This window comes from Streptosporangium sp. NPDC023615 (assembly GCF_040640155.1).
Taxonomy (GTDB): Bacteria; Actinomycetota; Actinomycetes; order Streptosporangiales; family Streptosporangiaceae; genus Streptosporangium.
Window position 1 is genome coordinate 1 of record NZ_JBFABE010000106.1, and the last position, 13,792, is coordinate 13,792.

Consider the following 13,792-nt stretch of genomic DNA (forward strand, 5'->3'; position numbering starts at 1 on the left):
GTCTCACCCAATCCCAGCGGCGAAAGGGACGTCAACTCGCGAACCGCCCTCTCAGCGGTGAACGCTTCCAGCCGCTGCCGGGTATGCGCGAGCTGTTCGGGGGTCACACCTGCAGCGAACCATCACACGGTGACACCGGCCAGTCACAACAGGCTGACCTAACAAAGCACTACTAGGCCTGCCGGAACTGACGGCTCAGGTGCCCTGCGGATGTATTAACCCCGCGGGCCAGCGCCTCCATACTCAGCGGCTCGGCGTACTCCTGATCGCTCCGGTCCCGCACCCGGTGCAGCCGAGCCAGGTCGCTCAGTCTCGCCCGCCGCTACTCGGGTGCGCCGTATGTGATTTCCAGCGAATGCTCCTCCAAGCTGCGGAGCGTCAGTTGGTCGTCTCGGACCTGGTTGAGCAGGAAGAGCTCCCGGGTACGGCACTCGTCGCACAGGCTGACGACGGCGAACGGCCAGAGATCGACCGGAGCCCCGTACGGGACGCTGCCCACGTAGATGCGGTCGGGCCGCAGCGGCTGGGTACTCGACCGCTCGAACGGCTCCCAGCTCGGATGGCTGCCCCGCAGCCGGAGCCCGACGATCCGGTACGAGCCCTCGTCGAGGTACTCGCACCGCTCTACCCAGTCCCAGTGTGTCCCGGAGAGCCAGCTGACCGCGCTGATCGCCCGCACCACGTGCGGTTCCAACCGCTCGACGTCCTCTACCAGTTGGTGACTGGCGCGGACGCTGTGGGCGTGGTGCGAGGTGTTCCTGAAGTCCTTGATGTGGCCCAGCAGGGCGCGTGCGTCGTCACGGTCGCGCACGGTCGCGAGCTGTTGGACGCGTGGCACGATGCCCTCGGCCTCCAGCCGGTCGAGGAGCCAGAGCCAGGTGCCGAAGGTGGCACCGGTCCGGAACTGCTTGCGCAGGTTGCTGGAGAAGCCGTTCGACGCTGCGAGCTCGGTGAGCGCCAGCACGCCCAGCACCCGGGCCAGGCCCTCGCCCAGCTTGAGCAGTCCGTCCTTCCGTTCCGCCGGGTGCGTGCTGACCCGGTACTGACGGGACAGCGCGGCGACGTGGTGCGGAAAGCTCCACTCGGCGCGCCAGATCGGGTCGTCCAGCGGCCGCACGAGTTCGCCGATCAGGCCAGCCTCGTGGGCGGCAAACCTAATCTCGTTCCGAACGCCCTGGACGTCCCGCTCGCCGCTGCCGAAGACGTTGGGCAGGATTCCCGACATCGTGGTCCGCAGTGCGCGCCGCCCCCCCTGTACCGTCTCCAAGAGGCTCTCCACCTCGCTGTCGGTCACCAAGTCGACGGGGACATGCGTGTCCAACAGATCGCGGGCGCTGGGGTACTGGCCGTTGTCCTTGCGGGAGTTCAACCACTCGCAGAGCGCCTGGCCGCTGCCGCGCAGCGGCTGCAGCACGAAGAGGGAGGTCGCCGCCTCGCCGAAGCCCTGCGGCAGCAGTCGCCAGTTGCCCGGCCGTCCGACGAGCATCCCACCCGCGCACAGGGTCAGTGGCGCCCCACCCTCCGGCGCGTCGGGGAGCTCGACGGCCGAGTCCGCCTCGTGAAGGTCCTGGGCACGCAAGTGCTTGGGCCGGTCGGCGCCGTCTCGCTGCTCCTCGCCGCGCTGCGGCGGGTTGACCCGGGTGGTCTCCAACCGGGCGAGGTTGCGCAGCAGTTCGAAGTCGCTGTCGAGTTCCGGCCGGTAGAAGAGGGCAGGTGGGATCTCGCAGCCCACCCGCGTCTTGCTGTCGTCGATCCAGGCGTCCGGAGCGCTCGGGAGCACTTCGCGTCGGAGGTGGTCGCTCGGATCCGCCTGCAGCGGCAGGTGGACGAACTCTCGCAGTTCGGGATCCGGCTCGTACGCCTCGCCGGTCCGCTGTGGCTCTCCGCCGCCGTCGCGCACGCCGACGACTTTGCGGACTGCCGCCTCGAAGGCCTTCCCCCTCGGCCAGTTCACGCTGGCCGAGGCGACCGCCCGGCGCAGCGCCGTGACGGCGTCCTGGCCCCTCGCCCACTTCGAGCCGACCAGCGGACGCAGGGCGGCCACCAGGGCGGCGGGATCACCGGTCTTCTGCATCATGCGCGATTCAGCGAGCCGGGTCAGGACCTCCTCAGACAGCTCGTACCGGAGCCGCAGCGGTCGTTCGATCGTGACGCGCTGGTACATCAGTTCGTGGGTGGAGACGAGACGGACCCGGTCGTCCGGCTGCTGGGCGGGGTCGGCGGACAGGGTGTCCAGGTAGAGCTCGGTAATCTCGGTGATCTGGTCCGACGTGATGTAGTTGCGCTTCGAGCCGATGGAGCGGCGCATCCGCTGGTACTGGTCCTGAGCGTTCAGCAGCAGCACTTGGCCCCTGCGCTGTACCGGCTTGCGGTTGCTGAGGACCCACAGGTAGGTGCTGATGCCAGTGGTGTGGAAGAGGTGGTCGGGCAGCGCGACCACAGCCTCGAGCCAGTCGTTCTCCACGATCCACCGCCGGATGTCTGATTCGCCAGACCCCGCGCCCCCGGCGTACATCGGGGAGCCGTTGAAGATGACCGCGATCCGGCTACCGCCCTCACCCGAGTCGCTCACCGGCTTCATCTTCGCCAGCATGTGCTGCAGGAAGAGCAGTGAGCCGTCGTTGATCCGGGGAAGACCGGCCCCGAAGCGGCCCGCGAAGCCGAGCTGCTCGTGCTCCGAACGAACCGCGTACTCGCTCTTCTTCCAGTCGACGCCGAACGGCGGATTAGCGAGAAGGTAGTCGAAGGCGGCACCCTGGTGCCCGTCCTCGGCGAGGACATTCCCGAAGGCGACCGTCGAGGCCCGGCGGCCGCTGATCATCATGGTGGCGCGGGAGACCGCCCATGAATCCCGGTTGATCTCCTGGCCGTACAGCGTGACGTCCGCCCGGGGGTTCATCGATGCGATATACGAGGCTGCCTCGGTCAGCAGGCCAGCTGTCCCGCAGGTCGGGTCCAGGATGGTGCGGACGGCGTGCGGAGACGTCAGGAGGTCCGAGTCGGCGGAGATGAGGAAGCCAGCCATCAGGTGGGCGACGTCCCGGGGAGTGTAGTGCTCCCCGCTCGTCTCGTGGCCGCTCTCTGCGGACTGCCGGACGAGCTCCTCAAAGAGGCTCTCCACGTGGACGTCGTTGATCATCTGCCCCAGGTCGATCGAGATGAACTGCGCGACGACGTGGTGAAGGAGCCGGGCTTGGTGCAGGCGGGTGGCTGTCCACTCGAACTCGAAACCGTCCAGCAGTTCCCTGACGTTGCGGGAGTACCCGTTGACATAGGCCAGGAGCACCCGGTCGGCGTTCTCCGGATCGCTGAGCACGCTCTCCATGGAGAATCGGCTGGAGTTGTAAAAGGGCCAACCCGAGGCGGCCGTCAGGCGCTGCTCCCACTCCTGCCCGCCGTCGGTGCGCTCGGCCTCGTCGAGCACCGCCTGCCGTGTCGGGGCCAGCAGGCAGTCCAGCCGGCGCAGCACCGTGAACGGCAGGATCACCCGCCCGTATTCAGAAGGCTTGAAGTCGCCGCGCAGCAGATCAGCCACCGACCAGACGAGTTTGGCCAGATGTCCGGTGCCGTCACTCATGCTGTCCCCCGCGGGCCGGCGCCTTCAACTGAACTGATCATCCCATGGCGGGCGGCTGGGCCGGGCCCGCGAGGAGTACGGGACGCCGACATGCCGGTGGTGGCACCGGGTCCCGGGGCCGCCGCCGTCGATCGTCCGTCGTCAGCCGTCGTTCTCGGCGGACGACAAGTAGGCGCCGGGTACGTCGTTCGGGGCGTGGATCACCCCCTCCCGGGGACGGCAGGGTCCAGTTGTACCTCATACCAGGTCAGGCGATCCATCTGCGTCAGGCTGGCGGAGTCCGGCTTGGCGTCCGCCCCAGTGAGGTCCTGCTTCACCGCCCAGGCCTCCACTCTGCCGCCACGCCCTGCTGCGCCATTGGCAGGGTGGCAGTCGTCGTGGCCGCAACCGCCTGGGCAGGCCGGGGCCGGGACGCCCGGACCGTAGGAAGGCTGGGTCTTGAGGCCGTCGGTCAACGAGGTCTGAGCTTCCCCCAAGGCCGAGTAGTTAGCGTTTCTGCTGGTCACGCAAGGTGGTGGTCTCTGGCGGAGTTGCTGCTGCGTAGCGGCCGGTGCGGACCCTTTTGATCACCCCTCTCTCGGTCCAGCGGGCGAGTTGTCGATGGGTGGCGACCAGGGTGACGTCGCCGAGAAGCTCGGCGATCTCTCTGGCCCGCCATTGCCGCTCGGGTTGCGCCTGTAGGGCTGTAGGGACGCGGTTCGTGCGGTTGCTGGTCTGGCCGGGGCCGGCGTAGTCGGGGACCGTGGCGGCCGGCAGCGCGGGAGGAGGAGGCGGGGGTGGCAGGACGCAGACCGTCACGGAGGTCACGGTCAGGCTCTGGTCGGGGCGGCCGTCCGTCTTCCTTTCCGCGTAGCGTGAGATGGGTGACGTCACCTTCCGGGTACTGATGCGGGGCCGGCACGGCGGGGCCAGCTCCGACAGCACCCGCCGGCCGATCGCCCCAAGACCCTGCTCGAAGACTTCTTCGGCGCGTACCAGCAGGTCACGGGCGGTGTGGAGAGCGATCGTGAAGCTGCAACGATCAGGATCGGTGCCCGGCTGGAATTCCGCTGCCTCGGTGATGGCGCGGCGCAGGAGCTGGTAGCACAGCAGCAGGGCCCACATCTCCTGCTCGACGCCGACCGGGTCGCACGAGCGCAGGACCCGGCCGCGCAGAATGGTGTGACGCAGCGCGTAGTAGGCGCTCTCGTGTTCCCAGCGTTCGTGGTAGAGGTGCACGAGAGGGGTCGGCGGGGTAGCGCTGGGCGTCCAGCAGGGTGGTCACCAGAGGGTAGGAGCCATTGAAGGTGCTGCCGTCGGCGCAGGTGACTCCTACGTCGGCCTCGAGGATGCGCACGGCGACTGAGCCGACGACCGAGAGGTAGGAGGAATCTGTGAGGGTCTTCAGGACCGGCGGGCGCCGGTGGCGTGCACGGCGGCGAGGAAGTCGTTGCTGTCCAAACCCCGGTCCCACAGCAGCAGCATCTCGGGACCGAGATGGGACAACAGGCGGGTGGCATAGGAGGTTTCGCTCTGGCGGGTGGGGCCGAACACCGCGCCGATCACGGAGCGGGTGCCGGTCTCGACCAGCGTCATCAACTCGACCTGCGGATAGCCGCCGTGCGGGCATCGTCTCAGCCAGCCGCGGTTACGCTCACTGTCTGGGGTCTTGATCGAGCTGCAGCCGTCGAAGGAGACCGTGCGGTAGGGGCCGAAGCGCACGCCCGGCGTCCGCGGTGGAGCCAGTACGCCTGCCACCACTTCGAACAGCGCCTTCACCGGAGCGCAGCCCACGCGGCGACGTAGATCACGCAGTCCCTTCGCGCTGGGCCCGGCAGACAGTCGCCGATGCCGGCGGTCAGCTTGTCCCACACCAGCGGGTATCCGACCTCCGGGAAGAGGAACATCGCCACCAGGAAGTACACCCCGCCCGGGACGGCAGGTCTCTCAGCCGCTGTTGGACCGCCCGGGTCTCCTCCAAAACGGCATCCACCAACTCGAAGGGCAGAAACGGAGTCAGGCCACCGAGCTGCCCGGCAGCGAACCTCCCGGCGGCCACAGTGACGGTACGGGTGATGGCCATCACGGGACTCGGCGGGACATGATGAGACGGCAACGGAGCTCCTTGGATGCAAGCTGTCTTGGTCGACTGCCTGTATCAACGAGCTCCGTTGCTCCGCGTCAGGGACTCCTCAATGGGCTTGTGTGACCTGCAGAAACGTTAACTACCCGGCCTTGGGGGAACCTCAGGTTGAGGGGCAAGGACTTGCACTATGCGTGACTTCACGTCTCCGAATCTACGAAGGCGCAGCGCTGGTGGCAACGAGCTGGACGTAGACGGGTAGGTGAAGAGAACTGAGATTCGACCAGGTAGCCCAGGCTGGTTCCTCGTTCTACTTCGTGCGCACGGTTACTGCTGCTCGCGGCGCGTGGAAGACAAGGCGAAGTGTGAAGGTGTCCAGTGTGAACCTGTCGGTGCCGTCCCAGTCGAACTGCCCGACCTGTCCCGGTGAGGCATCAGGGTCAGCGGTCACGCGGTCATGGCCCTCCTGGTCTTCATGCCACTCGACTAGGCGGACGTCCTCGAACCGAAAGACCACGACAGGTGTCTTCGACAGTTCGGGCGGAGTCCACTGCGGGTCGTAGACGAACTCCAGCTCCAACGTCGACGGCCTGCCGGGCTCATAGGTCAGGCGCCTGAAGTCGGTGTCGTGAAGGTAGACGTGGGCATCCTCCTCGGTCCAGAACTCATACAGCCCTCCCCTGGACGTTATGCCACGATCCTTGTCCTTGGTCACGCCGGCGAACTCGGTCACTGACATGAGGACATGGTCCTGCAGGCCGGACCGCTTCATCCGACAGGTTCGCCGATGCCCGGCACCCTGGTGGCTCTGGTTCGGTCAGTAGGGCGTCAGGCATAACGGGCGAGGCGTAACCAGGACGCGCGTCCAAAGGTGACAGCACACTGGCTTTTTTGTCATTAAGACAAAAAGCTAGGCTCTCGTGCATGACTGATGACGGATGGGAACCACCCCGCATCTTGCTCGCCATTGATCTGGTGATCTTGACGTTGCGTGAGTTGGAGCTGCACGTACTGCTCATCGAGCGCGGTATCGAGCCTTACAAAGGCGTCATGGCGCTGCCTGGCGGCTTCCTGCAGCACTCCGAAGAGGATCTCGTCGCCGCAGCCCATCGTGAGCTGTCGGAGGAAGCCGAGCTGGACGTGGAGAAGCTACGACTGGAGCACCTGGGGGTGTACGGCGCCCCCGGTCGTGACCCGCGTGGGCGGGTGGTCTCTGTGGCTTACCTCGCGATCGCGCCACGGCTGCCGGAACCGATCGCCGGAACGGACGCGGCCAGCGCCAGATGGCAGTCGGTCGCGCGAGTGCTTTCCGGAGACCTGGAGCTCGCCTTCGACCATCGGCGGATTGTCACGGACGGCGTCGAGCGTGCCCGAGTCAAGCTGGAGCACACCGCCCTCGCCACGGCGTTCTGCGGGCCCACCTTTACGATCACGGACCTGCAGGAGGTGTACGAGGCGGTATGGGGGATCCCGCTGGATCCCCGCAACTTCTACCGCAAGGTTCAGAAGGCCGAAGGATTCATCGTTGGCGTCGGTTCGGTGCGGAAGGCCGCTACCGGGCGACCGGCCCGGCTGTTCACGGCCGGCCCCTATGAAGTTCTGTACCCGCCGATGGTCCGGCCCTTCGAGTCGTCCAGCGAAATGGAGCAGTGAAGTGAGCACCCCCCCGATTGTCATTCTTACGGCGCTGGATCTGGAGTACCAGGCGATCCGAGAGAAGCTGGTCGCTCCGCGTCTGCGCCGACACCCTCAGGGCACTCGTTTCGAGGTCGGTCGCCTCGCGGACGGCCGATGCCGGGTGGCCCTGGCCCACGTTGGCAAAGGCAACCATTCCGCGGCGGTGCTGGCCGAACGCGCCATCGCCGAGTTCAAGCCCGCCGCACTGCTCTTCGTCGGTGTGGCCGGTGCCCTGCATTCCCACATCGCCTTGGGAGATGTGGTGATGGCCACGCACGTCTACGCGTTCCACGGAGGAACGAGCCAGGACGACGGGTTCTTGGGTCGGCCCCGGGTCTGGGAAACCTCGCACATCGCCGATCAGATCGCCCGACACATCAACCGTAGCCGTGCCTGGGGGCATGATCTTCCTCCTGGCCGCCCTCTTCCCGAAGTGCACTTCGGACCGATCGCCGCCGGCGAGGTGGTCCTGAATTCCAGGGTTTCCGCGCACGCTCGCTGGATCCGGGAGCACTACAACGACGCGCTGGCCATCGAAATGGAAGGTGCCGGTGTGGCCCAGGCCGGACAGCTGAACCGGGCACTGCCGGTGGTCGTGGTGCGGGGGATCAGCGACCGCGCGGACGGCAGCAAGGAAGTCACGGATCGAGAGGCATGGCAGCCGCGAGCGGTGGCCAACGCGGCGTCGTTCGCCGCGGCTCTGGCCGAAGCGCTGGCGACCGACGAACAGCACGACGGTGAACCCAGGGCCACGAAACCGAAAGGGAGTTCGGCGATGCAGGAGACGACACGGAACATCGCGAAGGGCAACGCGCGAGTGGGCGTGCAGGCCGGCACCGTTTACGGCGGTGTCCGCATCACCTCCGAGCCCGGCCAGCCCGCCGACCTGGCGGCGGCACTCTCCGATTTTCGCGCTCAGCTCCAGCGGGCGCGGGCGGCCAGGCAGCTGGACGAGGACACCTACTCCGCGGCAGAGGCGGAACTCACCGTGGCCGAGGAGGCGCTGCGGTCGGAGACGCCGCAAAGCCGGAGCGCGCTGACCTTGGCGCTCAAGAAGGTGCGCGGGCTCATCGCCGACGTGGCCGAACTGGCGGCGAACCTGTCGATCGTCATCGCCCTGGCCCAGGGTCTGTCATGACAGTGCCAGAGGCCACATCGACGAACGTCGCCGCGGACTCCGCGTACGTCGCCATGCAGGCGGGCGTCGTGCACGGCGATGTCAACCAGTACACGACCTACGCGGACAGTCCGCCTGAGAAGAAGTTCCAGGCGGGCGTCCATATCCTCGACGGCGGCATGTCGAGCCGAGCCTGGCAGCTCATCCAAGAAGCCGTCGTGGGCGGATACAAGACCAACGAGGTCTGTTTCCACTGGCTGCTCGCCTTGGTGAGCGGAAGAACACGGCACGGGTTGTCCAAGGAAGAGATGGCAGCGTTGCGGAACGAGCGGAACATATTCCGTCTCACGGGCGACGACGAGTGGGTGAACGGCGTGAAGACCATTCGCCGTCTCCTGGAATCGGCGGAGAAGAAGGACGCGGATACTCGCGTCCTGTTGAAGGAACTGGACGCACTCGGCGATCCCCAACGTGCCATGATCCTGCGTCATCTGGAACAGTTCCTGGACGGCCCGATCGCCGAACAGATGTGGCACCGTACCCTGTCGCAGGCCAAGCATGAGCGAATGGCAGGCGATCGGGCGAACCGGATCTGGAAGTTCTTCGAACCCACCCCGTCCAAGCCGCGAGAACGGGCAGTGCGGCGGCCGGATACCCCTCTCGGGGTGTATGTCCGCATCGTGATGGCGACGGCCGTCTTCGTTGTGGCGACGGCCCGCATCGGTTACGTGCTGGTCCAGGAAGGCAGGGTGTTCGCCCTCCTGGTCTGCTTGGCGAGCGCTGTCGGCGGATACTACGGCGCGCGCGAGGGTCTGGAGTGGCGCTTCCGTGTAGTGCGACGCCGTACGAAGGACATGGAGTACGGACCACCTTCGGCTCGCAGGACCAACGCGCAGCCCGAGGGTTTCGCCAAAAGAGTAGATCAACGATTTGATCACTACTTCGCCATATACGTCCCTCATGGCGTGGAGCGTGAGATTTGGCTGGCTAAAACGGCAGGGATTCGCAGGAGCTTACGCGACGAACTGGTTGAGATCTACCGGGAGGAGAGGGTTGGGGTAGAGAGGATCAACTGGCTGATCCGGCACCGGGTCGACGATGTCCGACGTCGTTGGCGGGAGGGCGCCCTGTGGAGCTACCGTGAGGAGCTTGCCACGCCCTTGTCCACCAAGGCCGGAGCGGTTCTCGGGCTTGCCGCTCTCGTAGGCGGCGGGGCCTGGGCGGTGAGTGATGCGGTGCTCGTCGCCCCTCTGGACACGTCCGGTTCGACAGTCCTCATGCTGGCGAGTGGGTGGATCGGCGCCCGTGCCCTATTGGGCGTCCTCTTGGAGCGGTGGCGGTTCGCGGCCGATGAGCACGAGAGCAGGCGGACGCTGGACGGTGACTGGGAAGCCTTCAGGCGATGGCGGGCAAAGCTGGCGGATAAGCCCAAAGACCAGGAGATGGCCGTCTGGCTGGACTCCGACAGGAAAGCGCTGTTGGACGACGCTCTGAAGCACTACAGGCTGGTCATGAGCAACGTCGTCGCGCACGCCTTCATCGAAGCGCCTGCCCCCTCCACCAAGCGTGCACGAGTAAAGGACGGTCCTTGGCGCTACAGGAAGTACCGGCTCCTCGCTTTCCTTCTCACTGCGGACGGAGTACGCCAGCTCACCGTCGACCTTGATTTCGAGGAAGGCGCATTCCGCGTTCGGGAGCGGAGCAGCTACCGTTTCGACGCGGTCGCGGCGGTGCGGGTGGGCCAGGGGGACAACGACGAACGCACCTTTGAACTGGCTCTCGTCGACGGGCAGAAGATCAGCGTTCAAGTGATGAGCCCGGGAATGGAGATGCTCCAGGAGGGAGAGGATCCCGGAACGGTGTCCGAGGTGACACTAGATGCTTCGGGACTTCATCACACCCTGCACGTTTTGGAGGGGATCGCCGCAGAAGGGAAAGAATGGATTAGACACGAACGCTGACATAGAGAGCTCGCACGAATAGTCTCGCAACCGCCTGCGAGAAATGCCATTGTATTTCTGCGGGAAATTCCCTTTCATGAGTAACCTACGCACATCAGGCCACCGTGCTACGCGTGTCCGACAAAGCAGATCAACCCCAGCTCCCTCCAGTGCGATCATCGCTTGTGAGGGGAGATCTTAGCGGCCACGGCAAGTCCGTAATGTTCCCCGTAGCCGGGACCACCATGCTGAAAAGCCTCACCGGACAGCCGGTTAACCGCTATCGAGGGCAACGGGTCATTTACTGATCGCTTCGTAGGCGTCTTCCTGTTCGTTGAGCAGGATGAAGCCGGGTAGCGTCACCGCCTCCAGGAGGTGGGTCAGCACGTTTGCCGCCGGCGGAAGATGCAGGGCGAGCAACCCGGCCAGTGAGGTACGACAGGCGTCAAGATCGATGCCGTTATCACCGTACTCCTGCTCCAGTTTCGGGATCACCGATTGCATCGCCTCGAGACCATCGGACACACATCCGAGGCAGTCCCTCCAGTATGGGATCCTCACGATCAGTTGGAGGGCGACGGTCAGGTTACGGCCGATCAGCCCTGCCTGCCCTTCGGAGTCGGCGTACAACACGGGCCGTTCTCCAGCCGCCTCACCGCAGAGGAAGAACGTCCCGCCCGCGCCGTCCCCGGCGACCGCCTCAAGGGCCTCGCCGGACTCCAGTCTCACCACTTCGACGGGATCGGTACGGGAGACGTCGAAGTCGAACGGCCATGTCAGCAACTCGGTGGCCGCTGGAGTGCGGTGAATGAGGTCGAGAAGGGGGTCCGGATGCGCCACGGTGAGCACCCTAACAACTCGTTGCTCCCCAACTTACGGGAAACGATCATCCTCATGCTGGGAAGCGATCTTCAAACGCCCGCTTCATCCCAGGTCGGACCTACTCGTGAACACCCCACCAGGACGGAAGGCCCGGTTCCAGATCATGGGGCCGGGCTTTCTTGTTGTTCGGCGACCGTAGAACTGGTTCCTCAGGCTTCCGGTGTCAGGAGTGAGACATCTCCTCCGAGAGGATGCGGTCGGCGACGTTGCGCAATACGTGCAGGCGCATGAAGTCCGCCCTGGACAGCCGGGGTATCCGGAAGGCCTCGTCCGTCACGGCGTATGCCGCGTTCACGGGAGACGGCGACAGCGCCTTGCTGAGAGCGTAGAGGGCATGACCCCTCTGTTCCAGCCGTTCGGCTTCCGCCGTATCAGGCGTGGACCCGAGCTGCCGTAACAGGGCCTGGCTGGTCTCCTCGGCGGACTGGTGCAGCCGTGCCCGTAGCGCCTCCCGCTTGGCCGGACTCGCCTCGCCGCGTTCCAGCATCCGTAGGGTATCCTCCACCAGCGTGTGGCCCTCTAGGCCGACCCCGGCGGTGACGATGGAGACGACCAGCCGGGTGATGGCGGGGGCCGTCGCGGGCGACGGGTCAGTCAGGAGTCGCGCGAACTCCGGCTCATCCAGGAACGATTCCCGTGGATGCAGGTAGGCGCGGGGGACGAGCGCGTCCGGGATCGGCGCTTCGATCACGGCGGCGAACCGGGGCGCCCACACCCACTCGGGGGTGAGAGGGTGTCCACTGAGCGCCTCGGCCAGCGCCAAGATGCGCGCCTTACGTTGCAGCACCGGCAGTCCGTCGTGCAGGCCCACCTGCTCCAGCAGGTCGTCCAGCGCTGACGGGACGTCACCCGATCGCTGCGAGAGGTCCATCAACCGGAAGGACGTGATGATGTCGCCGTCGACGGCGTAGGTGACGCGGTTGTCCCGCTCTCCGCGCCAGATGACATTCAGGGCGCGTCCACCGGCTGACAACACCTCCAGCACCTCCTCTCGGTCTCCCTGGAAACCGGGGGACTCGAAGACGAGTGTCCACTCGCCTGCTGGAGTCAACTGGAGCAGATCCTCCCAGTGCTCTTCCTCCAGTTCCTTGGGTCCGACCCACAGGCCGGCCTCAGGATCAGCCCCGAACCGGCGGGTCACCTCCCTCACGTCGTTGTTCTGGCACCAGGTGAGGCAGAATCCCTCAGCGGGGAATCCGGTCTCGACCAGCGCGGTGTACCGCACATCGATGGGGTCCGTGGTCACTTTCACCAGTCCCGTTCGGGCAGCCTGAGCCATCTGTTGGAGCCGATGGTCGGCCCGGCGTCGGCCAGGCGCAGACCTGCGCCGGCGCAGCAGAACGCCACAGAGTGGTCGCTGTAAAGGTAGACGGCGAGAATCTCCTCGGCGGAGGCGTCGGAGGGGACGGTATAGGCGCAGTGCGGCTCCCACGCCGTGATGACGGCGCCGTCTCGGGCGACATGTCCAAAAATGCCACCTTTGGGGTTGTCGTACATGCTGTAGCAGGCCGTGCCCGGTGAGACGCGTTCGAGGAGGCCGCGTGTGGACGGCGTGTACCCCCAGGGTTGGATGATGACGCAACCGCCGGGCACGTCCGTGATACCGACGATCAGATCGGCGTCCGACTTGTTCCACCAGGCCTCGTAAAGTCCATCGATGTCCACGCCGTCGGCAGGTACGGCTTCCAGCCGCGCTGTCGCCTCGGCTGCACTGAGCTCGGCCACGCAGGCCAGGCCCAGGCCGTCGTAGAGGTCGTAGTCGTAGTCTCCCAGTGCGGAGATCAGACGTCCGGCTTCCGCCACGGCGGCGGCCTCGGCCTCGGACAGACCAATCTCCGATGAGGGGAGAGGAAAGAGACCGGGAGTGGGGCTGGCCAGGCTGAGCCGGCCAGGGGACCAGCCCGCCATCATGGGGCGCCACGGGTCCGCCCCGGCGGAGACGAGGGCTCGGGCGTTGTCGGTCCGGCCTTCGAAGACGGCCATCCATAGCGCGGTGCGGCCTTCGCGTTCCGCGTCGACGTCGTCGACGAGCGCGGCCAGTTCGGAGACCACGTCCGGCGAGCCGCGCTCAGCCGCGGCGTGCAGCGGCTTTTCGAAGATGGGCACGCCGTAGTTCGGATCGGCGCCCGCGGCGAGTTCAACGCGGACCAGGTCGAGATCCGTCCAGTCGTTGATGCCCCACCATCTGACATCGTCGGTGGCAGCCATGGCACTCCTTGAGGGACGTACGGGACATGCGAATGCCGATCATGGCGGATGAGACCGACAGATTCGGGCTGGTGCCGCGGTTGGTCTACGGACATCCTCCGCAGACCATGGCCATACCGTCCTGTGGACGGCTGGGCGGAGTCAGCGAAAAGTCAGCGGACCCGTTGACACAGGAGCGCAGCAAAGATCAACGGACATCACCGTCGTGGCACCTGACGGCACCAGATGGCATCCGATGATCGGAAGCGGTATGTCCCACCGGGGTTCGCATCGAAGGGTCGCGTCCTCGGAGCGGTGTAAAAGGCTCGACGAGGTAGGTGCCGCGGGCT

11 protein-coding genes and 1 pseudogene are annotated in these 13,792 nt (G+C 66.1%); 3 read left to right on the forward strand and 9 right to left on the reverse strand.

Annotated features, from left to right (window positions below):
* Window positions 1–175 precede the first annotated feature (175 nt).
* The 6 genes and pseudogenes from AB0G16_RS36905 to AB0G16_RS36930 all read right to left on the reverse strand — a co-directional run.
* Window positions 176–310 (reverse strand): annotated as a pseudogene (locus AB0G16_RS36905) (AraC family transcriptional regulator); the annotation flags it as partial.
* Between the two features lie 12 nt (window positions 311–322).
* Window positions 323–3,577, reverse strand: coding sequence for a class I SAM-dependent DNA methyltransferase (locus tag AB0G16_RS36910; RefSeq protein ID WP_362815433.1), 3,255 nt, complete (start codon window positions 3,575–3,577; stop codon window positions 323–325).
* 486 nt (window positions 3,578–4,063) lie between these two features.
* A complete protein-coding gene (locus tag AB0G16_RS36915) occupies window positions 4,064–4,795 on the reverse strand; it encodes a hypothetical protein (RefSeq protein ID WP_362815434.1) in 732 nt (243 codons plus the stop codon).
* 165 nt (window positions 4,796–4,960) lie between these two features.
* Complete coding sequence (locus AB0G16_RS36920) at window positions 4,961–5,335, reverse strand: hypothetical protein (RefSeq protein WP_362815435.1); 375 nt, start codon at window positions 5,333–5,335, stop codon at window positions 4,961–4,963.
* A gap of 79 nt (window positions 5,336–5,414) precedes the next feature.
* The gene (locus AB0G16_RS36925) at window positions 5,415–5,639 is read right to left on the reverse strand and encodes a transposase domain-containing protein (protein WP_362815436.1); all 225 of its coding nucleotides are present in this window, start codon (window positions 5,637–5,639) and stop codon (window positions 5,415–5,417) included.
* Between the two features lie 310 nt (window positions 5,640–5,949).
* Window positions 5,950–6,378, reverse strand: a complete 429-nt coding sequence (locus AB0G16_RS36930; RefSeq protein WP_362815437.1) for a hypothetical protein — start codon at window positions 6,376–6,378, stop codon at window positions 5,950–5,952.
* Window positions 6,379–6,563: 185 nt separating this feature from the next.
* On the opposite strand from AB0G16_RS36930, the gene AB0G16_RS36935 reads away from it, so the two are divergent.
* The 3 genes from AB0G16_RS36935 to AB0G16_RS36945 are packed head-to-tail and all read left to right on the forward strand — an operon-like array spanning window position 6,564 to window position 10,394.
* Window positions 6,564–7,292, forward strand: a complete 729-nt coding sequence (locus AB0G16_RS36935; RefSeq protein ID WP_362815438.1) for an NUDIX domain-containing protein — start codon at window positions 6,564–6,566, stop codon at window positions 7,290–7,292.
* Between the two features lies 1 nt (window position 7,293).
* On the forward strand, window positions 7,294–8,454 hold the full coding sequence (locus AB0G16_RS36940; RefSeq protein WP_362815439.1) for a 5'-methylthioadenosine/S-adenosylhomocysteine nucleosidase: 1,161 nt from the start codon (window positions 7,294–7,296) through the stop codon (window positions 8,452–8,454).
* The gene (locus AB0G16_RS36945; protein WP_362815440.1) at window positions 8,451–10,394 is read left to right on the forward strand and encodes a hypothetical protein; all 1,944 of its coding nucleotides are present in this window, start codon (window positions 8,451–8,453) and stop codon (window positions 10,392–10,394) included. The genes AB0G16_RS36940 and AB0G16_RS36945 overlap by 4 nt, the downstream gene beginning before the upstream one ends.
* A 276-nt stretch (window positions 10,395–10,670) precedes the next feature.
* Here the strand turns inward: AB0G16_RS36945 and AB0G16_RS36950 are convergent, their stop codons facing one another.
* The 3 genes from AB0G16_RS36950 to AB0G16_RS36960 all read right to left on the reverse strand — a co-directional run bounded on the left by AB0G16_RS36950 (window position 10,671) and on the right by AB0G16_RS36960 (window position 13,463).
* Complete coding sequence (locus tag AB0G16_RS36950; protein WP_362815441.1) at window positions 10,671–11,222, reverse strand: hypothetical protein; 552 nt, start codon at window positions 11,220–11,222, stop codon at window positions 10,671–10,673.
* Between the two features lie 196 nt (window positions 11,223–11,418).
* Entirely contained in the window at window positions 11,419–12,534 is a 1,116-nt protein-coding gene (locus tag AB0G16_RS36955; protein WP_362815442.1) for a DUF6461 domain-containing protein, read from the reverse strand.
* A complete protein-coding gene (locus AB0G16_RS36960) occupies window positions 12,504–13,463 on the reverse strand; it encodes an ankyrin repeat domain-containing protein (RefSeq protein WP_362815443.1) in 960 nt (319 codons plus the stop codon). Before AB0G16_RS36960 ends, AB0G16_RS36955 begins: the two co-directional genes overlap by 31 nt.
* Between the last annotated feature and the right edge of the window lie 329 nt (window positions 13,464–13,792).